Annotated in this window: 27 protein-coding genes; 1 reads left to right on the top strand and 26 read right to left on the bottom strand. The window is 56.1% G+C overall.

The annotated features are described in order from the left end of the window. The 6 genes from PGY33_RS07735 to PGY33_RS07710 form a co-directional block, all read right to left on the bottom strand. Nucleotides 1–467 (bottom strand): hypothetical protein (locus PGY33_RS07735; RefSeq protein ID WP_270478015.1); only part of this gene is annotated, 467 nt, incomplete at its 3' end. Between the two features lies 1 nt (nt 468). Beyond that, nucleotides 469–1,050: a hypothetical protein gene (locus PGY33_RS07730; RefSeq protein WP_270478013.1), complete on the bottom strand. Its 582-nt coding sequence runs from the start codon at nt 1,048–1,050 to the stop codon at nt 469–471. Further along, the gene (locus PGY33_RS07725; protein WP_270478008.1) at nt 1,043–1,540 is read right to left on the bottom strand and encodes a hypothetical protein; all 498 of its coding nucleotides are present in this window, start codon (nt 1,538–1,540) and stop codon (nt 1,043–1,045) included. Before PGY33_RS07725 ends, PGY33_RS07730 begins: the two co-directional genes overlap by 8 nt. Then, nucleotides 1,530–3,122, bottom strand: coding sequence for a hypothetical protein (locus PGY33_RS07720; RefSeq protein ID WP_270478006.1), 1,593 nt, complete (start codon nt 3,120–3,122; stop codon nt 1,530–1,532). Before PGY33_RS07720 ends, PGY33_RS07725 begins: the two co-directional genes overlap by 11 nt. Continuing rightward, nucleotides 3,122–3,493, bottom strand: a complete 372-nt coding sequence (locus tag PGY33_RS07715; RefSeq protein ID WP_270478004.1) for a hypothetical protein — start codon at nt 3,491–3,493, stop codon at nt 3,122–3,124. The genes PGY33_RS07720 and PGY33_RS07715 overlap by 1 nt, the downstream gene beginning before the upstream one ends. Beyond that, a complete protein-coding gene (locus tag PGY33_RS07710; protein WP_270478003.1) occupies nt 3,493–8,040 on the bottom strand; it encodes a phage tail tape measure protein in 4,548 nt (1,515 codons plus the stop codon). The genes PGY33_RS07715 and PGY33_RS07710 overlap by 1 nt, the downstream gene beginning before the upstream one ends. Before the next feature lie 72 nt (nt 8,041–8,112). On the opposite strand from PGY33_RS07710, the gene PGY33_RS07705 reads away from it, so the two are divergent. Continuing rightward, nucleotides 8,113–8,304: a hypothetical protein gene (locus PGY33_RS07705; protein WP_270478001.1), complete on the top strand. Its 192-nt coding sequence runs from the start codon at nt 8,113–8,115 to the stop codon at nt 8,302–8,304. Nucleotides 8,305–8,433: 129 nt separating this feature from the next. On the opposite strand, the gene PGY33_RS07700 is transcribed toward PGY33_RS07705, so the two are convergent. The 20 genes from PGY33_RS07700 to PGY33_RS07605 all read right to left on the bottom strand — a co-directional run bounded on the left by PGY33_RS07700 (nt 8,434) and on the right by PGY33_RS07605 (nt 19,254). Continuing rightward, nucleotides 8,434–8,850, bottom strand: a complete 417-nt coding sequence (locus PGY33_RS07700) for a hypothetical protein (protein ID WP_270477998.1) — start codon at nt 8,848–8,850, stop codon at nt 8,434–8,436. Between the two features lie 60 nt (nt 8,851–8,910). After that, the gene (locus tag PGY33_RS07695; protein ID WP_195387559.1) at nt 8,911–9,489 is read right to left on the bottom strand and encodes a hypothetical protein; all 579 of its coding nucleotides are present in this window, start codon (nt 9,487–9,489) and stop codon (nt 8,911–8,913) included. Nucleotides 9,490–9,502: 13 nt separating this feature from the next. Next, nucleotides 9,503–9,925 carry a hypothetical protein gene (locus tag PGY33_RS07690; RefSeq protein ID WP_270477996.1) on the bottom strand — a complete coding sequence of 141 codons (423 nt, stop codon included), beginning with the start codon at nt 9,923–9,925 and terminating at the stop codon, nt 9,503–9,505. Then, nucleotides 9,915–10,253, bottom strand: a complete 339-nt coding sequence (locus PGY33_RS07685; RefSeq protein WP_270477994.1) for a hypothetical protein — start codon at nt 10,251–10,253, stop codon at nt 9,915–9,917. The genes PGY33_RS07690 and PGY33_RS07685 overlap by 11 nt, the downstream gene beginning before the upstream one ends. 1 nt (nt 10,254) lies before the next feature. Continuing rightward, nucleotides 10,255–10,590: a phage head closure protein gene (locus tag PGY33_RS07680; protein ID WP_270477993.1), complete on the bottom strand. Its 336-nt coding sequence runs from the start codon at nt 10,588–10,590 to the stop codon at nt 10,255–10,257. Continuing rightward, on the bottom strand, nt 10,587–10,883 hold the full coding sequence (locus PGY33_RS07675) for a head-tail connector protein (RefSeq protein WP_270477991.1): 297 nt from the start codon (nt 10,881–10,883) through the stop codon (nt 10,587–10,589). The genes PGY33_RS07680 and PGY33_RS07675 overlap by 4 nt, the downstream gene beginning before the upstream one ends. Before the next feature lie 15 nt (nt 10,884–10,898). After that, nucleotides 10,899–12,044 carry a phage major capsid protein gene (locus PGY33_RS07670; RefSeq protein WP_270477989.1) on the bottom strand — a complete coding sequence of 382 codons (1,146 nt, stop codon included), beginning with the start codon at nt 12,042–12,044 and terminating at the stop codon, nt 10,899–10,901. Further along, nucleotides 12,045–12,635 (bottom strand): HK97 family phage prohead protease, encoded by a 591-nt coding sequence (locus PGY33_RS07665; protein WP_270477987.1) that lies wholly within the window; start codon nt 12,633–12,635, stop codon nt 12,045–12,047. It abuts the gene before it with no gap. Continuing rightward, on the bottom strand, nt 12,632–13,864 hold the full coding sequence (locus PGY33_RS07660) for a phage portal protein (protein WP_270477985.1): 1,233 nt from the start codon (nt 13,862–13,864) through the stop codon (nt 12,632–12,634). Before PGY33_RS07660 ends, PGY33_RS07665 begins: the two co-directional genes overlap by 4 nt. A 13-nt stretch (nt 13,865–13,877) precedes the next feature. Next, nucleotides 13,878–15,554, bottom strand: coding sequence for a terminase TerL endonuclease subunit (locus tag PGY33_RS07655; protein WP_270477983.1), 1,677 nt, complete (start codon nt 15,552–15,554; stop codon nt 13,878–13,880). Beyond that, on the bottom strand, nt 15,541–16,077 hold the full coding sequence (locus PGY33_RS07650; RefSeq protein ID WP_270477981.1) for a P27 family phage terminase small subunit: 537 nt from the start codon (nt 16,075–16,077) through the stop codon (nt 15,541–15,543). The genes PGY33_RS07655 and PGY33_RS07650 overlap by 14 nt, the downstream gene beginning before the upstream one ends. Before the next feature lie 80 nt (nt 16,078–16,157). Next, entirely contained in the window at nt 16,158–16,544 is a 387-nt protein-coding gene (locus tag PGY33_RS07645) for an HNH endonuclease (RefSeq protein WP_270477979.1), read from the bottom strand. Between the two features lie 174 nt (nt 16,545–16,718). Further along, complete coding sequence (locus PGY33_RS07640; protein ID WP_270477978.1) at nt 16,719–17,120, bottom strand: hypothetical protein; 402 nt, start codon at nt 17,118–17,120, stop codon at nt 16,719–16,721. Between the two features lie 66 nt (nt 17,121–17,186). Next, nucleotides 17,187–17,489, bottom strand: coding sequence for a DUF3846 domain-containing protein (locus tag PGY33_RS07635; RefSeq protein WP_270477976.1), 303 nt, complete (start codon nt 17,487–17,489; stop codon nt 17,187–17,189). After that, the gene (locus PGY33_RS07630) at nt 17,486–17,818 is read right to left on the bottom strand and encodes a DUF5406 family protein (protein WP_270477974.1); all 333 of its coding nucleotides are present in this window, start codon (nt 17,816–17,818) and stop codon (nt 17,486–17,488) included. The genes PGY33_RS07635 and PGY33_RS07630 overlap by 4 nt, the downstream gene beginning before the upstream one ends. Nucleotides 17,819–17,828: 10 nt before the next feature. Then, a complete protein-coding gene (locus tag PGY33_RS07625) occupies nt 17,829–18,023 on the bottom strand; it encodes a hypothetical protein (RefSeq protein WP_270477973.1) in 195 nt (64 codons plus the stop codon). Beyond that, nucleotides 18,020–18,397: a hypothetical protein gene (locus PGY33_RS07620; RefSeq protein WP_270477971.1), complete on the bottom strand. Its 378-nt coding sequence runs from the start codon at nt 18,395–18,397 to the stop codon at nt 18,020–18,022. The genes PGY33_RS07625 and PGY33_RS07620 overlap by 4 nt, the downstream gene beginning before the upstream one ends. Next, entirely contained in the window at nt 18,384–18,623 is a 240-nt protein-coding gene (locus PGY33_RS07615) for a hypothetical protein (protein WP_270477970.1), read from the bottom strand. Before PGY33_RS07615 ends, PGY33_RS07620 begins: the two co-directional genes overlap by 14 nt. 2 nt (nt 18,624–18,625) lie before the next feature. Then, complete coding sequence (locus tag PGY33_RS07610) at nt 18,626–18,919, bottom strand: hypothetical protein (protein ID WP_270477968.1); 294 nt, start codon at nt 18,917–18,919, stop codon at nt 18,626–18,628. Beyond that, nucleotides 18,916–19,254: a hypothetical protein gene (locus tag PGY33_RS07605; RefSeq protein ID WP_270477966.1), complete on the bottom strand. Its 339-nt coding sequence runs from the start codon at nt 19,252–19,254 to the stop codon at nt 18,916–18,918. Before PGY33_RS07605 ends, PGY33_RS07610 begins: the two co-directional genes overlap by 4 nt. Between the last annotated feature and the right edge of the window lie 6 nt (nt 19,255–19,260).

The following is a 19,260-nucleotide window of genomic DNA, read 5'->3' as shown; positions in this document are numbered from 1 at the left end:
TTGTTAATTACCGCCGCCATAGCGGTCGAAGATGCAGCGACGGCGGACATATCCGCATACGCCGAGCAGGACAGTCCGGCGATGGTGGCAACCATCTTACCGACCGCGACACCGCTGCCGGACACAGCGCGACTTTTCAGCGGATCGTTCATAATTTCGTTGCAGCGGCTTGCGTCGCTCAGCAGATCGTCCCACGAACTGAACTCATAGAACTGTCCCATCCATGTGTAGACGGCATCGTTCGCCACGTCGCTGGCCAGCAGCATGGAGCGCAGCGTTTCACTGTTGCGGTCTTCCTTGCCTACCGGCGTACCCAGCACGACGGACACACCGCCGAGATTGTTCGCAAACTCTTTCGCGTGGGTTGGATTTTCGAGCAGCGTTTCCATCTTGTGTACGCCCTTGCGGTAGTTGCCTTTCAGGGCATTGCAATAGTTGATAAAGTCAAGCTGATTCACGCCTAACATTTTACCGTTCACCTCCGTATTCAATAGCCATGTAGCGAATTTTCACCGCTGTGGCTGTGGTTGTACTTCCGTTGACGAGCGTGTTCGCGCTATGCGACGGCGTCGATCCGGTCGAGCCGCCGGTGTAGTAGCTTCCGGTGGAAAGCGTCCGCAGACAGTACAGAAACCCGTCCGCCGTGATGCTTTTCACCTGCACGATGCCATCGAAGTCCTCTGCCTGGCAGACGACCTGCGGTGCATCGTCGAACGTCTCCCTAAACTTAAACGTATTCCAGCCTGCACCAGAATTGACAAAGCTGCCGACCTCAAAGGCGGTGTCCTCCAGCTCACCAACGTCACCGGAGCCGCCGCCGCTTACAGCGAGTGCAGCAAGCATTTCAAAAGCATCTTTCGGTTCCGCTGTATCCGTATTCAGACCAAGCGCAACACACACTGCATCCGGCAGTACATTTCCCTTACTATAAACACTGCCATCCTGACTGGCATTATCTGCATAAGAGAGCACGCCCTCGATGGCCTGCCCATCGTCCATCGTAATTCTAATACGATTTGCCTTACCCAGTTCCGGCAATCTATCACGCATTAAACACACCTCCTGCCTGCATAAACAATGTATTGGCCTGTCGGATACTCGCTGCTTTCACAAGTTCCTGCAGCCAGATTTCGATACGCCCGAGATCCCACTCCAACACATTCGCCTGGTCAAAATTCATCGTACCGTTGTACACAATTTCGCGCCAGTCCGGCAGAGCGAAGAAACAATTTTGCAGCGCCTCTACGTTGCGACGGATTCGGTCAATATCGTTCCGCGTTGGGAAATCAGCTTTTGTCCACGGAGTGTGCCGCAGAAAAACGGCTGCTGAATAACCCTGTGCTTCCAGAAAATCCGTTAGATAGGCAAGCCAGTCATTGATCCGGTTCAGGTCAGAGGCATTCCACGCGCCTTTCATCCCGCCGCCGAGCCATTCCTCGCGTTCTGCGTCAGTCGCTGAACCTGCACGCACCTTGCGCATCAGCTCATTTACGCGGGCAACATCCGCAGCGGTTCGATCATAGATCAGTTTATCCGGCATTGTCCGTCACCTCCAGCAAGTAGGATGGTACATTCTTCATTACGCCGTTCTCAATCTTGAACTGCTGCTTGAAGCGCCGCCCGGAAGCATTTTCATTAAAGCCTGTCCACACGCTGTCAACGTCGCCCAGCTCACAGCGCATATCACCGCGGCCATACACAGTGAACTGCGTGCGGCCGTACCACGAGAGAATATACTGCGCAGCAGCATCAGCCTGCGCCGTGGTGTGAATGAACGGATTGCTGATTGAGAGCGACTTATCCGCAGCAGCCAGTGTGCCATTTACGGTATACTCGGTATTGTCTTCATCAGCCAATCGGAACTTGATCTGTGCAATACTGTCCTCCGGCTGGTTTTTCGGATAGCTGTTCATGTTATCTGCACCGATTGTCACACCGTCCGTTCCCTCGGGCAGGAACACTCGCAGTTTACCGGTCACTGCATCGGCGCGGAATGCGGCCTGCGCCGCCATGCACAAATACCGCAGCAAGCTGCCGCAGTTCATGTCTTTCAGTTCATCTGCGCTGTTCACCGTGAGCGCGATCTGTCCAAGCGGCTCATCCACAGCCCAACAGTTTGTGAAATTCTCGCCGAGCAGCGCCACCATCGACGCAATCCAACCAGACAGTGTTGTCGGCAGCGTTGTCGGAACATTATAGTCACGGTCAGACAACAGACCGATAATATCTACCAGCTTGAACTCGATCGTCAGACCGTAAGCGTCGGTTTCCCAGCCTCCGGACTGCTGATAATACACGCCCAACGGCAGATACTCCGCGCCGCTCGCAGTTTCCACACCCATGGACACCTGGATTCCCTGCCGTTCCTCGATGGACTGAAACAGACCGGAACGGTTGTACGGATTGAAGCGCTTCTTCTTGTTGTGAACCTGCAAGCTGCAAGTGCCGTAGGGCGTTTTCATGCAGTTAAAGGCAATCTCCTGCATAACGTCGATAGAGTACAACGTATCCGCATCCCAGCTTTCATATATGCCCGGTACGATCTCAACCATACGGACAAACCGGTGCGGCAGGCTCCATTTTGCAAAGGTCACGCGGATTGCAGTAACATCATGCACGGTAAAACCCTCGAAGTAAACGCTGGCATCTGTGTTACCGGTAACCGTTTCCCGATAACCGACGGTATCGCCGCTCATGACCTCGATCGTAAAGTCCGTACCGAGGCCGTCACATTCGTTTTGCGAAAAATATACCGAGCACGCCTGCATGATGCCGAGGTTATGCACATTCAGCTGCACCCACGGTCTCACGGCGAAAGTCTTGTCGTCCTGACTAAGCACGGCACCGACAAAGCCGTTTTCACCTGTGATATTCGGCATACCCGGATGCAGCGCACGAGAGCCATCCAGCGTCCAGCGTTCGCTTTCCAGACTGGCGTATAGCGTGGGCGTGTCGAACACCTTGTTGCACAACTCTTGTGATACAGATACCCACGACTGTCCCGAACTTGTAACCGGATCATAAACCAGATCAGGGTCGGTGATGTCGATGAGCGCACGCGGCAGTATACGCCGATAACCGGCTGTGATGGCCTGCGCATACGCATTACTTACCTGCTGCATCAGCTTCCCTCCACTTCTTCCAGTGTAAATGCGATGTTATTCCATAGTCCTACACCGTCCCGTGAAAAAGCAAACTGCGGTGTAGGCTGCTTGGTGCAGCGAAACGAGGCGCTCTGCATACTGTCCGAAAGCGGATCGAGGAACTGCACCGAGATGTCGCTGCGCGAACGCAGCGCCGTCAGCAGGCGGCGCATGAGGTCGTTTCCCATGTAGTCATAGGAATACTCGATCACGTGCACGCTTGACCTTACCTCGGTCACAAGCCGACCGGAGATCATGCGGATGCTCTCGCCCAGCTCCTGCTCATAACACTTGTACTTGCCGTTTTTGGTTTCTGGCAGGTCAATGCCGTTGATACTTAATTGTGTCATCAGAAATCACGCTCCACTTCCGGAGATTGTTTTGCAGCGGCTCGGATACTCGGCAGCAGCCAGCGGGCGATTTCCATGCCCTCTCCTGTCTGCAGGATGATGGTTGCCGGTCCGTCCTGCTGCGGCACCGCTGCACCGGCAGTCAGTGTGCCGATAGCGTTTACAAGAGCAGCGGTCTGCTGTTCTGCAAGCTGCCGAGCCTGCGGCAGCGTAAAGCCGGACGGTGTGTTCGCATCCATATACGCCTGCGTTTCCGATGCGGTCAGCACGCGCTCGCCCTTGTGCAGTTCGGCAATATAGCCGTCAAACGGCACATAATCCAGACCGGCGGCATGAGAGCCGTTTTTCTTAGACGAGGATTTAGAAGAAGAGCCGCTGAAGCTGAGTGCGGCATCAATGGTCGCTCTGACCTCGCTGGCGATGCGCCGTGCCTGCGCCATGATCGCACTCTCCTGCGACTTCATGCCATCCATCAGGTACTGTGCAAATTCCTTACCGCTGCCATAGCCGATATTGTTCAGTTCCTCAAGGCCCTGCGTAAGCGTATCACCGTAAGCCTCGCTAAGCGCCTGAAACTCGGACTGATAGAATTTCTGAGCAATTTCCAGTGCACGCTGCTGTTTGGTTTCCCACGCAGTAACATAATCCTCAAACTTGTCATCGCTCATCGCCAGCAGCTTCTCACCGTAGCCGATGGCATCGTCTATATTCATGGAAGCGATCTCGTCGAGCAAATCATCCGAAATGCCGCGCTCGTCCCGCAAACGGGTCAGGACCTCTTCATAACGGTTGAGCGCATCGATCTGTTTATTCAGATCCTCAACCTGATACCGTCCGTCCTTCTCTTGGAACAGGTCACCGTAATCCGACAGGCGTTTGACCATGCTTTCCTGCTTCTTTGCCGCTTCGTCCCAGGCATCCTCAATTTCATCAAGCGCATTCTGCGTCTGCTTGGCGAAATTCTCTGCGGTCTTGGTCGTGCTCTCGATGGAATCCACATAGTAGTCCATGTAGTCGTCGATAAGCTCTTTTGCCTCGTCATTATCCTTGAACTGCTCGGTGAGCAGCTTTTTCGCCTGCTCTGCCTGTTTTTTCAGTTCGGTTTCCTGCGACTTGAAACCGTCGATCAGCGCATCGATCTGCGCCTCACCGGCAGTGAACATTGTCTTGTTGCTGCCGGTAAAGGTTTCACGCATCTGCTGCGCGACCTTGCGCGCCTGCAAGGTGACCATTGCACTCTTGGCCGCCAGACCGAGGATCAGGCCTTGTACAGTATCCTGACCGGCACGGTACATCGCACGGGACGGTGAATGCTGATCCATCCCGGCCTTGTATGCTGCCATGTAAGCCGCCGCAGCGCGGCTGCCTGCCGCCGAGGCTTCTCTTACCTTGGAATTCAAGCCGTTAATAAGGCCCTGCGCAGAATCCGAACCGGCTCTGTACATCTCGTCGCGCTTATTAGCGGCCTGTACTGCCTTGTTCATTGCAGCCTGTACCTCGGTATCGGCGCCCGCCATGGCATCTGCCATGGCATCCTTACCGGCAGACACTTCGCCCATCGATTTGACGATCTGTGCGATCTCCGCGTCTGTCGCACCGGCAAGACCGGCCAGAATAGCAGCGCTTTCGGTCGATCCGTCAGCCAGTGCAGCCGCCAGCTGCTCGATGCCCTCGATATTGCGGTTCTGCAGGCTCTGCATATTGGCCGCATAGTTCTGCATATAGGTGACTTGACTTTGCAGAGCGGCCTGTACGGTCGATGCGGAAGTTTTGGTCGTGTTGTCCATCTTCTCCCACTGACCGATCTGACTCTCAATGCTTTCGACCGCCTTGGCTGCCGTTTCGTTGTAAAGCTGCACATAGGCGTCGTATGCCTGCTCGGCCGAGGCCGCAGCCTTTTGCAGCTCCTCCGGCAGTTCGGCAGTTGCCTCCGCGAGCTCCGGAGAGGCTTCTGCGTTCTGCTCCATAGCCTCGGTCAGCCGGTCAAGCTCGTCCGACAGTTCGCCGCTGGCTTCGGCACCCTCATCAACGGCATCGTTCACCGTCTGCTGCTGATCGCGCAGCTCGGCGGCAGCTTCGGCATTGGCGTTGATAGCCTCGTTGTTGCTGTACAACTCGCTTTCCAGTTCGGCACGGCGTGCGAGGTCATCATCGCCGAGGGCCGCCAGTTCGTCATAAATCTCAGCGTTCCGCTCATTCAGAGAGTTGTTCTCCTCGGTCAGCGCGTTTTCCTGCTCTCGCAGGTCATTGAGCGCCGCACGATTGGTCGCCAGTTCCACCTCAACATCAGCCTGCTGCTGTAGCAGCTCAGTCTTGCGCTCATCAAATGCAGTGTCGATGGCAGCCTGTTTCTGGGCTTCGATGTTCTCGAGCAGTTTTTCCGTGTTCTCGCTCAAAGAACCAGTATTCTCGTCAATAGTGAGATTGAGGTCCGGATACAGTGCGTTCAGCTTGCCGACCAGCACGCTCATTTCCGCCTGGCTTTCGCTTGTCGCGTTGCCCTGCTCCTGCAATTCCCGCAGACGGGCAACGTAACCGGAGGCGGTTTCGGCACTGGCCGCAGCCGTAGCAGCTGCATCTGCCGTGGCGGTCTGACTTTCCGCAACAGCCTCCTTTGCACTGCGTGCCGCCTCGGTCATATCAGAGAACGATTCGGTATCATCATCGACCGTCAGTGCCAGCGTAGCAAACGCCGCGATGGCGGCAACTGCAGCTGTGCCGACCAGATACATCGGATTTGCATCCAGAATGGCGTTGAATGCGGTCGTTGCGATCTCTGCCGCCTTGACGCCTACCGTATAGGCGGTCACGCTTGCCGTTACCACGCCCATCGCCACAGCCGCAGCGGTGAACGCCTGCACGAGCGCCGGATTCTGCTCGATGAACTGCGCCGCCCAGACAAAGCCCTCGGTCCCTGCGTCCGCAAGATTGCCGAGTGCCGGTGTCAGCGCATCACCGATCGCCGCCTGCAAGCCGACAGCTGCGTTTTTGCACATCTCGATTCGGCTTTCGGTCGTTGCATAGCGTTTTCCGGCTTCTTCGCTGAGTGCGGTGTTCTCCGACCACGCCTGCGAGGACAGCGCGACCGCGCCGCTCAGCGTATCGCTTGCCAGCGCAAGGCTTTTGAGCATATTGCTTTGCCGCACGCCGGAAAGTCCCATCTCGTCCAGCACCAGCACGGCGCTTTCGCCCTTTTCGTCCAGCTGTCCCAGACCGGCGATAAACTTCTGGATTGCTGTAATCGGGCTGGTACTCCACAGCTTGGCAAACTCGGTTGCGGACACGCCGGCCACATCGGCAAACTGCTGCAGGCTGTCACCGCCCTTTGCGGCGGCGCTCTCGATGGCGGAAAGCGTCTGCGTCATTGCCGTGCCGCCTGCCTCGGCTTCAATACCGACCGAGCTCATCGCCGTGGCAAGCGCCATGATCTCGCTTTCGCTCAGTCCGGCAAGCGTACCTGCCGAGGCAAGGCGAGTAGACATCGCCACAATATCCGCCTCGGTAGTAGCGAAGTTGTTGCCGAGCGCGACAACGGTCGAGCCGAGCCGTCCGTAGTCCTCGGAGGCGGTGCCGGTGATGTTGGCAAACTTAGCAAAGGCGCTTGCGGCTTCATCGGCGGTCAGATTGGTACTGTTGCCGAGGTCGATCATCGTCCGCGTAAACGACAGCACATCATCGGTCGCAATGCCGAGCTGACCGGCGGATTCCGCAACGGCGGATATCTCGGTCGTAGTGGCCGGAATTTCCGTTGCCATCTGTCGGATGCCGTCCGAAATCGCGGAAAGCTGTGCGTCTGTGCCGTCAACCGTTTTGAACACACCAGTGATGGCGCTTTCAAACTCGACCGATGCCGCAACGCAGCTTTTCAGCCCCTCGGCAATCATCCGCAGACCTCCGGCAACACCTGCCGCAGCCAAAGAAGATGCCAGCGTGTCAATGGCATTCGCTGTGCCCTTGGTCTGGTTGCCAAACTCGTCAATACTGTGCGCGGTATCGCGGTAGCTGTGCTCCGCCTCGTCCAGATACTGCTTGTTGCGCTGCACTTCGGCGCTGAGGTCATTGAGGTCGCTCTCGGCATAGTTGAGCTGCCGCTGCCACTCGCTGACACCGCGTGCCGCAGCCTGTTCCTTTGCCTCGGAGGTTTCTAGCGCAGCGCTCAGTTCCGTTATCTCGTTCTGGAGCTTTTCCTGCTCCTCTGCCGTATCACCGGTGCTGTTTTTCAGCCGGTCAAGCTCCTGCTGTGCGGCGGTCAGTCTTGCGCGATATTCCTCCGTCGCGGAAGCGTGGCTCTGCTGGGCGCTCTGGGCGTTCGCCAGTGCCTGCTTCAGCGTTTCGACCTTGTTTTTCTGTGCCTCCAGCGCCTGCCCGAACGCCAGATACTTGGCTTTCAGCGCTTCTACGCTGTTCGCGTTTGTCTGATATCTGCTCTGCACCAGCGTCAGCTCGGAGCGCATGGTCTTTATTTCATTGTTGCAGTCGCGGATTGCCTGCTTGTAGGCGCTTTCGCCCTCGATGGCAAGCCGCGTGCTGATTTTTCGTGTTGCCATTGTTTTTCACTCCAAAAGCGTTGCTTTTCCCTTGCTTCTGTGCTATATTGAAAGCATGAAGGAGGGGTTTTCATGGGTGCTGTTTTTATCTATCTTCCGGTCGGTATCGCGGCTGTGATCGGCTTTGCCTGTGGTGTCGGTTACGTTATCCGTGAAAACCGCCGCAAAAAGCGCCGTCGCGCGCGTGACCTTGCCATTGCTGATCTGGCGCAGCAGCAGGGTATCACCCTGTATGAAGCCCGTAAGATCATAGAAAACGACTAAGCACCGTCCGTCATGGGCGGTGTTTTTATATGTCTTGCTTGGGTGGGCGGTGCGCTCTGGCGTAGCTTTCCAGCAGGTCGAACACCACGCCGACCGGCAGCAGCAGTGTTTCCTTCACACCCAGACCGTTCACGGCTCCGATGCGGAGGTAGTCTGCTTTGACCGCTTTGCGGTTCTTTTTTTTTGCAGTTCAGCCAGTCCGAGGTCGGTTTCCTCCTCCGGTACATCGCGCTTGTAGCCGCGCATGAGCGCCTCCAGCACGGACTGACGCATAGCAATCACATCATAGGGCATGACCGCAGCACGCAGTCGCTCCTCGTCCGGCGTTTCGCCCCTGTCGTAGCCCTCATATCGTCGAGCCAGCTCTCCCTGTTCTGCAAGCAGGCAGAACACGCGGCACAGATTGATAAAGCCCTCCGCAGTATTGTCCTGTACAATCTCGCCAAGCTGACGGTTCTCGAACATATCCTGCGCAGCAAACATCGCATAACCGTTGAACAGCAGGTGATATTCCGTGCCGCACACGGTCGTTTTTACCTCATTCATATCGTTTCCTCCGAAATGGAAAGGGACTGAGCAGTTTCGTCAGTCCCTTTTTCGCATTTATCAGCCGCCGGCAACAGCCAGCTTTTCTTTCAGCCATGCAAGCGCACTCGCCTCGGCGCCGTCACCGGTAAACTCCTTGGTAATACGCCAGTCGCCGGTATTGCACGCGAACACGGTCAACGTGGTCGGCGTGGTGCCAAAGGTAATGCTGTTGCCACGGGTTGCCGCATTGTCGTTGCCGAGCGCCGCGCGTACCTTTGGATAGAAACAGCCCTTGTACACCTTCTGGCCGTCGCGCATGAGCACCTTATAGTAGCCGAAGCCGCCATACGGCGCAGTATCGCCCTTATTGAACTTCAGCTCCCCCGTGCTGCCGGAATCGCCGGTCGCACCGTAGATCACCTTTGCTACCGCGTCGGTCATATCATCGGTTTCCAGCGCTACCGTACCGGAAGCAAACTCAGAAAGCTGCTCTTTGAGCGCATCATCCGCGTACAGCTCGCCGCTGGCGAGGTTGACGGTCAGGTTTGCGCTGACCAGTGCGCCAACGGTTACTGCCGTGTCATAGGTTGGCAGTGCTGCCGCCGGTTCGGTCTTGAACGGAGCGAACATCGGGCATTTTGCTCCAAACTGTGCCATAGTTTTTTCCTCCTTACAGTCCCTTGGACGTTAGATAGTCGTTGAATTTCTGTTCTTCCTGCTGTACCGCCTCTCCGGCGGCACGTTCTGCACCGTCGCGCATGAACGGGCGCGGCGGCTGGTTCTTCTTGCCGTATTCGTTGATATAAGCGACCTCGGCATTGCGTTTGGTCTTGTTCGGACCATTCGCGGTGCTGCCTTTCGGATAGATATACACAGCCTTGCCGTCTGCCGTCTTGCGCGGTGCATCGTGTCCGATCGCGCCGAGCGTAACGCCGGTACGATGTACGCCGTAGCTTTCGCCGGTTTCCCTGGTCACACGCTCCACAACCTTTGCACCTGCCTCCAGCATACCGTCCAGTACGCTGTCCGGCATCTCGGAAAGCTCATCAAACGCGATGATCAGCTCATCAAAACCGTTCATGCTAATCCCCATCGTTCCAGCCTCCTGCGTACTCACACTCGAAAATGTAGTGCTGACCGGTGCTGTCCGAGGCATTCTCGACCTGCGGTGCGGTAAAATCGGCGGCAAGCAGTGCTTTCCGCAGCAGACGGCGCGTTTTCAGCGTATTCTCGCCGCGCGGCGCGAACAAATGCACCTGCACGAGATAAACTGCCGCCTGCGGCGCGTCATCGCTGAACGCCTGCGGCAGTTCGGTGTACTGAAACGTGCAGTAGGTCGTTTCCTCGCCGGTGTACAGGTCAGGAACGCATACAGAAACCACCGGCAGCACCGCTGCTCGGATTTTATGGTTCATGCTCATGCTATCCCTCCTGCGTCAGCCGTTCGCACCAGATTTCCATATACTCTCGCGTATCGCCGTAACGGTTAAGATACACAATCTCGTAATCTGTTCCGGCGTACCGCACAAGCATCTTCCGGTCAATGGACTTTGCCGTGTGCCGAATGAGGAACCGCACCTTTGTCCGTGCAAAATCTGCATTCGCCTGTACCAGCTCAGTACCGCTGACCTGTGTCAGCTTAGCCGAGCAGGTATGCACCACGGTTTCCGTCACGGTGTCGTAGCCGTCCGCGTCGGCGGTACGGTTGCGCCGAATGATCTGAATACGGTGCTTCAGTTCTCCGGGATTGATATTCATAGCAGGTTCCTCGCGTGCATATCTAAAATGCTGCTCACCACGCGGTTCGCGTTCGCGGCATAGCGGGTATCCGGATACATCGTGCGGTTGTCGTACAGATCCTGACACAGCACGAGAAACGCCACGGAAACGTCCTCGTATCCGTCCAGCTCCTCCGCCGAGGCTCCGGTATAGCCCGCAATATATGCCCGCGCCGCGTGCATGACGACAGCGAGCAGTGCTTCGTCATACTCGCCGGGCTCCAGCCGCATATATGCCGCCGCCGTTTCCGGCGTGATCTCGCTCAGCTTCATGCGCCGTTACCCTCCTCAGGAGGCTTTCATCTTGAGAACGGCAAGCTTCTGGTTGTCCGTTACCTTGCTGTCGAACTCGAACCATGCCACAACGCCGATGGCGTGCTGGGTGGCATACTTCTCGCGCAGCACCTGAATGGAGATATCCTCACGCAGGTTGACCGACAGGCCGCTGTAATCGCCATACAGTACAGCGCTTGCACCTGCCGCCAGCTTCGGCATATTGTCGGACAGATACACCGGCTTGCCGAGCAGACGGTACGGAAACTCACCGGTTACATCGTCCTGCAGCAGATAACGGCCGTTGGAATCCTTGAGCTTCTTGAGCGAAGTAAAGGTTTCGGGCGCCATCGTCCAGCAGGCATTCGCCTGATAGACCTGCTTGACCTGTGCCTGCAGCTCGATCAGCTCATCGGCAGTGATAGCCGTTGCCGATGCCGCAGTAACAGCAGTCGGCGTAGAGAGTGCACCGGTCGCCTTGCCGGAGGTGCCATTCAGCAGCTCCTTTTCAAGGAACAGCGCGATCTCCTCTGCCATCTGGTTGATGATGAAGTCGGTGACATTGAACACGCTGTTGTTCTCCACGCTGTTGCCGATCAGGGTCAGCGCACCGGCCAGATAGCCGTTCAGATCGACCGAGGTAAACTTACCGGAATCAGCGGTCAGCTCGGTAAACTCGGTCTGGTAGCCGACGGCAATGTCATGCGTGGTGTTCGCCTTGCCCCATACCGGCACCTTGAGAGTACCGTTCACGCGGTAGATAGTCGCGCCGGACAGGATCGGGCAGCGGTCGCGCACAGCCGTTACGATGCGGTCCGCAATGCTGGTCGGAATAATCGCGCCGTTGTTTGCCATGGTCAGATTCTGTTCACCGGCACGCAGTTCGGGTGCGCGGCCGAGCACATAATCGACAAAGGCGCTCTCCTCTGCGGCAGCACGTTCCTCCGCAGCAGTCGGTGCAGGCAGATTGGACACGCCACGAGTACGCTCTTCGCGCTCGATGGTTGCATCAATGGCGCGCAGCTCGTTCTCTGCCGCGTCGAACTGTGCGGCTTCTTCCTCGGTCATGGCGCGGCACTCGGTATCCGCCGTGCTGACAAGGGTTTCCATGTTCTGACGCAGCTCCTCGCGGCGCTCCATCAGTGCTTTCAGATTGGTCATTTAGGTTCCTTCCTTTCTCGTGACCGCCTGCACACGCTTGCGATAGGCGGTGTTGTCATATTTCGGGGTGATCTGCTCAACCTGCAGCGGCGTTTCAATCGTGCGCGTTTCAATCTCGACCTGTGTGTCTGCACGAACCTCGACCGAGGTTGCGGAGTACACCGGCGTTTTGCGAACGACCAACGTCAAATGGTCCAGATCGAGCGATTTGACCTTTCGCAACGGCAGGTCGTCGGCACGCGGCTCAATATCGTCCTGCACGTTGTACATGCCGAAGCTCCAGCCCTTGACCTTGCCCTTTTTCGCAAGCTCGATGAGCGTTTCATCGGTCACAAGCACGTCGGCGTGCAGACCAATGTCGTCCTCGAACATCTTGAGTGTGCCGTCGTCCGTGCTGGCGTACACATGACTGTTGTCGTGATCGACCGTTACCGTGATGTTGCCCGCTCTGCCGATCGCCTGTTCAAACGCGCGCGGCTCGATCTCCTCGATGACCTTGCCGTGCGGCGTAATGACCGGGCGGCTGCGTTTTCCGGTAACATTCACATAACCGGAGATATGGGCGCCGTCTGCGCGAATTTCGATTTTCATAGCGTTTCACCTCCTTCCTGCGGTACCTGCAGCGTTTGTTCTGTCATGTGCTGCATCTGATTGGTATTCGGCGTGTAGATAGTATTGGTTTTCGGGTCGTAGAGAACGTCCTGCAAGCCCAGCTTGATCCATGTCAGGCCGAGCGGTTCCATGTCCTCTGCAAAGCGAACCTCGTCCACCTGCATGAAGTTGGCATCAAGTGCGGTCTTGTAGGCATCAAACCGTTCTTTCATGCTGCCCTTGAGCAGTTCCTTAGTATCGAACGCCCAGTACAGCGAGCCTTTCTCTTTCTCCAGCAGCAGATCACGGTTGAGCGCACACTCGATGACTTTCATCAGAGGGATTGCCGCCAGTTTGGCAAGGCTTGCCGTATCGCCGGCCGTGCCGCCCATCTCGGCGGTAGAGATATGAAAGATCTTCGCAAACTCCTCTGCGTTGGACTGCTTGTTTTCGTTAAGCTGCATCTCGACCGAGGTGTTGCTGCTCTCCTGAAAGTGGATACCGTTGTTGAGAATAACTACATTGTCGCTGCTGTTACTGTACAGATTGGCGAATGCCTGCTTGAGTTCGTCCATTGAGGCTTTATCGAGGCGTTTCTCACTCTGGAGGAAACCCTTTTTGTTGCCACCCTTTTTAACGAGATACAGCTCAAAGCACAGCGACTGATACGCAACCTCGATCAGCTTGGCATTTTCCTCGGTGATGGGTACACCGACCGCACCGTCTTTTGTGTTGCGCAGCAGCTTGAGAAAGTCGAACGGACGATAGACCGTGCCATCTACCAGCAGATCAAAGTCCTTGAAGATGGCATCTGTATTGCGGTTCACTGCTACGCGGCTCTCATCTACATAATGCAGACTGCGAATTTCTCCGCGCACGCGGTTGATGTAGGCATAGCCTCCTTTACCGGTGTAATAGTCGCGGATCATCGCGTGCCAGAACTCATTCGCGTTCAGCGTATCGCCGGTTTCGTCGTTCAGCAGGCGCACCCGAGGGTCGTTCGGCACCTCAATCGCTTTGCCGTTTTCCTCCCGGTAGAGCTTTACCGGCGTACCGGCTACCACGTTGGCGATCAGGTCGATACCTCCGCTGACCGTCGGCACCTGTAAAGCCATCTGCTTGGTTGCTTTGCCGCTGCCGAGCAGTGCGGTCAGCAGCGCATCTTCAAACATGGTTTCGTCCGGGTCGGCGCGAATCTCCTGGCGCCGAAAGCGTTTCAGCAGTCCCATTTGCTTGTCCTCCTTATGTCTGTGCAATGAAATCCTCGCTGCCGAACAGCATATCTTGCTCGATCAGGTAGGTGGCATTCAGCAGAGCGACCACCATATCCACCTTGCCGGAGGATTTCTTCTTGTTGACGTATTTATTCAGGTTAGTGTCCTCGGTGCAGCGTGCGTTCTGAAAGTTGATCTCCAGCATTGCATTTTCATCGTACCGGAATCGACGACCAAGGATTTTCTCTTTCAGCAGCTTGGTCGGACTGTGCAGCACACTCGAATGCTGCTTGATCTCTACGCACTCCATACCGGAGGCCTCCAGCTTCTGCACAGTCGAGATAGCGTTCCAGCGGTCATAGCCGCACTGGATCACGCGCACGCCATACTGTTCCTCCAGTCCGAGAATGAACTGCTCGATAAAACCGTAGTCGATGACCTCATCACCACAGGCAAAGCACGCGCCCTGCCGGATCAGCCGGTCGTAGTCCACATTCTCTTTCTTTGTTTTGAACAGCTTGCGGTCCGCAGGAAGAAACCCCCACACTTTTGCGTAGAGTATACCGTCTTCGGCGGTCGCCATCGCAACGGCGGTATTATCGTCCGTCTGCGACAGGTCAAGCCCGAGATAGACCGGTTTGCCTCGCCAGAAATCGAGGTCTTCCTCGCGGCGGCACTCCCGTACCTTTGCAATATCCACATAGCCCTCTACGCCGAGGCCCTTATACTTGATATTGCAGTGCTTGCATAGGAAGTTCTCACGCTTGTTTTCGTAGAGAATCGCCATGGTGCGCATATCGCACACCGCCTCAAAGATATTCGGATTGCTGACAGCTGCCGGATTCGCCTGATAGATTACGGTGTCGTCTGTCTGCCAACGGTCGCGCATGGTCAGCTCGGTGTCCGGTTCGTACAGCAGAGAAAAACGCCTGCCGGAAATCAGTCCATCGAGTACCTTTTTTGAGATGTCGATCTCGTCCAGCATGGCGTTGTTGTCGTTCGGGTATTGGGTGGAAATGATAATGCCCAGCTTGGAACGCAGCGTGATCTGAGAGGAACGCATGGCCTCGATCGGATACGCATCCATCGCACCGGCCTCATCCGCAAGGAAAGCGTTCGCCAGTTTGCCGTCCATCTTGTCCTGCGAATAGGCAAGCGGTACATACTCGCTGTCGGTCAGGCGGCAGCGTATCTCGCTCCGCAGCACCTTGAACACGCTTTCGTCTGCCAGCGCAGGCGATGACTTGATGATCTTCCGAATGGCGATCTTCAGCTCGCTCGACAGCTTGAGGTCCGGTGCGACCGAGAAAAAACGAGAAAATACCGGCTCGGTCAGCATGAGCAGAATGAAAATGACCGCACTGTTGAAGGTCTTGAAGTTCTTGCGGGCAATTTCCAGCAGAGCGGTTTCATAGTAGCGGCGGCCGTCCGTTGTTTTGGTGCAGAACACCGCCGTGATGAGCAGCCACGCATAGTCCTCCAGTCCGTCATACATCGGGCAGTTCAGATCCGGATGAATCATCAGCCGCAGCAGCTTGCAAATGCGCTTGTATGCCTTCTCATCGATGAGCGCCTCCGTGTTCCGTCCCTCTGCGATGTCCAACCACTGTGCAGCCTGTAGCTTAACGTAGTGCGGAGCCTTTGGATTATCATGCTGCACGCACCAGCGGGCGTAGCGCACGGCGCGACTGTCAAGGATCGTCATCGTTCAGAATCCCCATCAGCGGATTTTTCGGCTCGGCTGTGGTTTTAGGGATGCTTCGCATGGCCGCCGAAATGGTCATAGCGCACTCTTTCTCAATGTCGAGCATCATGCGGCGCTTGGTTTGGAGCTGCTTGTCCACAGCAAGAATGTTCTTCTGCATCTGTGCCTGATATTTGTATCGGTCTGTAGCTTCCAGTTCGGTATTCTCGGTCAGCTCGTCCAGCTGATCGGAAAACGACTGCCGCTTGCGCTCAAAGTCCAAACACTCAGCGTGCAGCATACAGTACCGGTTGATCGTCGCCTCGTACAGCGCCTCATTCTTTCCGGCAGCTTCGAGCAGACCCCTGATACGCTGCCATTCCTTATGTGCTTTCTCATTGTCTTTGACCTCCGGACGCTCCCGCATCTTCTTGCCGGTAATGAGGGCATTTTCCGCAGCGGCACGCTGCCGCAGCTCTGCTTTCGTCCGGTGCGAACGCTTTTCTTCGCCCAGCACAGCAGTCGCTTTACTTGGTCGGCTCATTCGTCCTCACTCCTTTGCAAAACTTATTTTGGGAATTATTTTTACGCCGAGGTCCGCGGTTGGTGTACAGCCGCTCACGCTCAAAAATTCTGCGTGTCCGGGGGGATATTGTTTCGTTTTTTCGCAAGCTGTCGCAAAAAATCAGCGGATATTGCGCCGGCATCTGCTTTTTTGTGGCATTTTTCGCACAAACACACGAGGTTATCATCGTCCAGTAATAGATCAGGGCGTTCCCGCAGCTTGATGATATGGTGGGCTTCCAGTCCATCCCATGTGAGTACCCCCTGCGAAAGACAGTTCTCGCACAGGTAGTGACTGTCTGTTTTAATCTGCTCCGCTTTGCGTTTCCATGCTCGCGTGTTGCGTCCGCGCTCGCTTTCTTCGCGCCGGTATTTCTTCGGCGGTCTACGTCCGCAGTCCTCTCGACTGTCGTGGATCCGTCCGCACCACGGACAGGCTTTCAGCATAACGGCTTCTTCCTTTCGAATATGAAAAAGCACCCTCGAACGAGAGTGCTCTTTCAGAGAGATGTACTCCAATGGCATGAAGCAGGAGGTCACAGGGTCTGCATTTCACCCCTGCAAACTTCATGGTAACAGAATATCATGGTTTTAGGTGCATGAACCGCCAAAATAAAATATTTATGGTAAATCCAAATTCTTTCCTACTCGCCGAATAAACTCAGCGTTCCACCTCTGACCGGTTCTGTCGCTTACTCCGACACACATCGCCGCGCCGTACAGCGTATGGCTGCGCTTCCAGTACACGCGGTCGATCAGCTCCATGCGCTGGTGGCCGTGCTTCATGCGCTCAGTTTCCGAGATGGCAGCCCGCACCGCATCATACCGTCGCTGCTCCTTGTCAGTCAGCCGGTCAACGACCGCGCGCTCCACCGGATTGCTGTTCGTGCCGCCGTGCCCGCCGCCTGTGCCGTAAGCCGGTGTGCAGGGCATGTCACCCACGCTCTCCGCCTTGCGCGCGAGCGCCGGATACGAACGGATGATGCGCTTCGTGTACTCCCACCAGTCCTCACGCTTGTTCAATGTTTCCCCTCCCTGTCCGTAATACCGTAGCGCCACACGAGGTAGCGCCGAACTTTATCGCTGTATTTAGTCAATATTCTTGTGCTCCTCCCTCAGATGGTCCATCAGGAAGTCGGCCTCCGGCACGTCACAGAACTCATCGCCTTTGGTGCCGACGATGAGCACCGTTCCGACGAAGTCCACGCCACACACGCGGCAGTTATCCGGCAGACCGAGAATACGTCCCTCCTCGTTGCAGATAATGACCTCATCGCTTGCGATCGTTACGGTTTCGATGTACCCGCTGACTTCCCGCTGCAATGCTTTCAGCGTATTTTCCACTTCGATGATCTCCGGCGCACAGCCGGGCTTTTTACGGATTGCTTTCATGCGCTCACCCTCCTAATGTCCACAATCTCCATGCCGACGATCAGGCGGCGCAAGTCGGTGTCCATGCCGGTGACCGACATTTTGCCGCCGTCGGCATTTCGCAGCGTTGCCGAGAAGAAGTCCTCGATCCACTCGAACTCACAGTCGTTCTCGGTAAATTTCTCAGCGGTTTCGAGGAAATAGTCAACGTCCAACACGTCTGCGCCGGTGCAGTTTCCATACACATCATAGGCTACATGACCGATGTAGTCCTCCTGCATCAGTGTCACGCGGACGGTGTGCACGGACTTCTTGCCGAACCAGCCGGTGGCAGGGTTGTATGCTTTCATTCTTGTCCTCCTACTTCAAAAACCGTTCGAGTGGCTCAAACGGAATGGTGAACTGCACATTGCCGTCGTTGATGCTCAGTGTCTTGCCGATTTCGTCGTTGGTGATGATGCAGTCGAACATCTTAGGCGCCAGAAACGGCGATCCCGATACGTTCACGCCTCCGCTGACACGGACGTGCAGATTTTTAATCTTCTTTTTCTTCATGCCTCATTCTCCTGTGCTTCATGCTCATACAGATATTCGATCTTCATACCGGTTACACGCTCAGCTTTGAGCCGCAGCTTCTCGTAGGCATAGTCGGCATCGACCTCTTTCTCCATGCGCGTGATCTCGTCATGGTTCTCCTGGAATGCCACGAAGAATTTCTTCATACGCTCCGGACCGAACCCGTAGGCATCGGCCACCGAGCAGACCGCCAGCCAGAGTGCTTTCTGCGTTGCCACGTCCGTACGCAGCCGTACGGTGGCGTCGTCTGCCGCCTCCTGTACCGCCTCGCGGATCATGCGCTTGCGCGCCAGCATATCCGCGTAGTTCATGCCGCGCGGCTTGCCAGGGCGCTTGTTCTTAGTCTTTGCCATGGGTTACTCCTCCCTTTTCTCGTTCACGTAGCTGCTTGTTCCGGATTAGCCGTGTTACCCTGTGACCGAGCACAGACGGCAGACAGATATTATCACCAAAGGCACCGGCGTACCACAGCGGACAGGCCGTGGCGCAGGTGCTGCTGCGGGTCTTGTAGCACACACCCTCGTCCGTTTCCAGATCTTCCAGCAGGTCGTGCAGCAGTATCAGTTCTCTGTCGGTCATAATCAGCTGCCGCCTTTCCGCTTGATGCGTGCATCTTTGCTGATGCGCTGCTCCGCATACAGCAGGCTTTCCGGCATGGTGTAATATGCCTGTCCGCCTGCGACGGCGCAGAGCAGTTCGCCTAGCACCTTTTGCGCTTCCCGCAGATCACGATACCGCGCCACAGTTACTACCTTGGCGTTCTTGTCATAGCTTGCGACAATGAGCGCCGCATCCGGCTTTTCCGAGATGCAAAAGCGCTCCACGAAGTCCGAGTTGATGATCTGCTTCTTGTCACCGCTCAGAATGTACATCATTGCACCTCCGGCAACTGCGGCAGCGGTCGCCAGAACAGTACATCTGTTCCGGCTTTCAGCCCGCCGACAAAATACGGCTGCTCGTCCCAGGTACGCAGCGTTTCCACTCTTGCACGTCCCCACTTGTTGTACGTCAGCACCGGCACACCGCGCTCCGGCAGGCGCTCCTTTGGGTTGACCCAGCCGTTCTGCTCGATCAGCTGCGTTACCGCCTCGCGGATCAGGGCACAGCCATGCACACCGCAGGTATCCTCGTGTTTGCAGCCGATGCAGGCCAGAGAGCCGGTCTGCACTTTCAGTTTCTGCAAAGCCATAATCAGTTCATCGGTTTTCACGGTTAT

The sequence above is a fragment of the Butyricicoccus sp. AF18-9LB genome, from assembly GCF_027684505.1.
Lineage (GTDB): Bacteria > Bacillota > Clostridia > Oscillospirales > Butyricicoccaceae > Agathobaculum > Agathobaculum butyriciproducens.
This window is presented reverse-complemented; position numbering and strand designations above follow the sequence as displayed.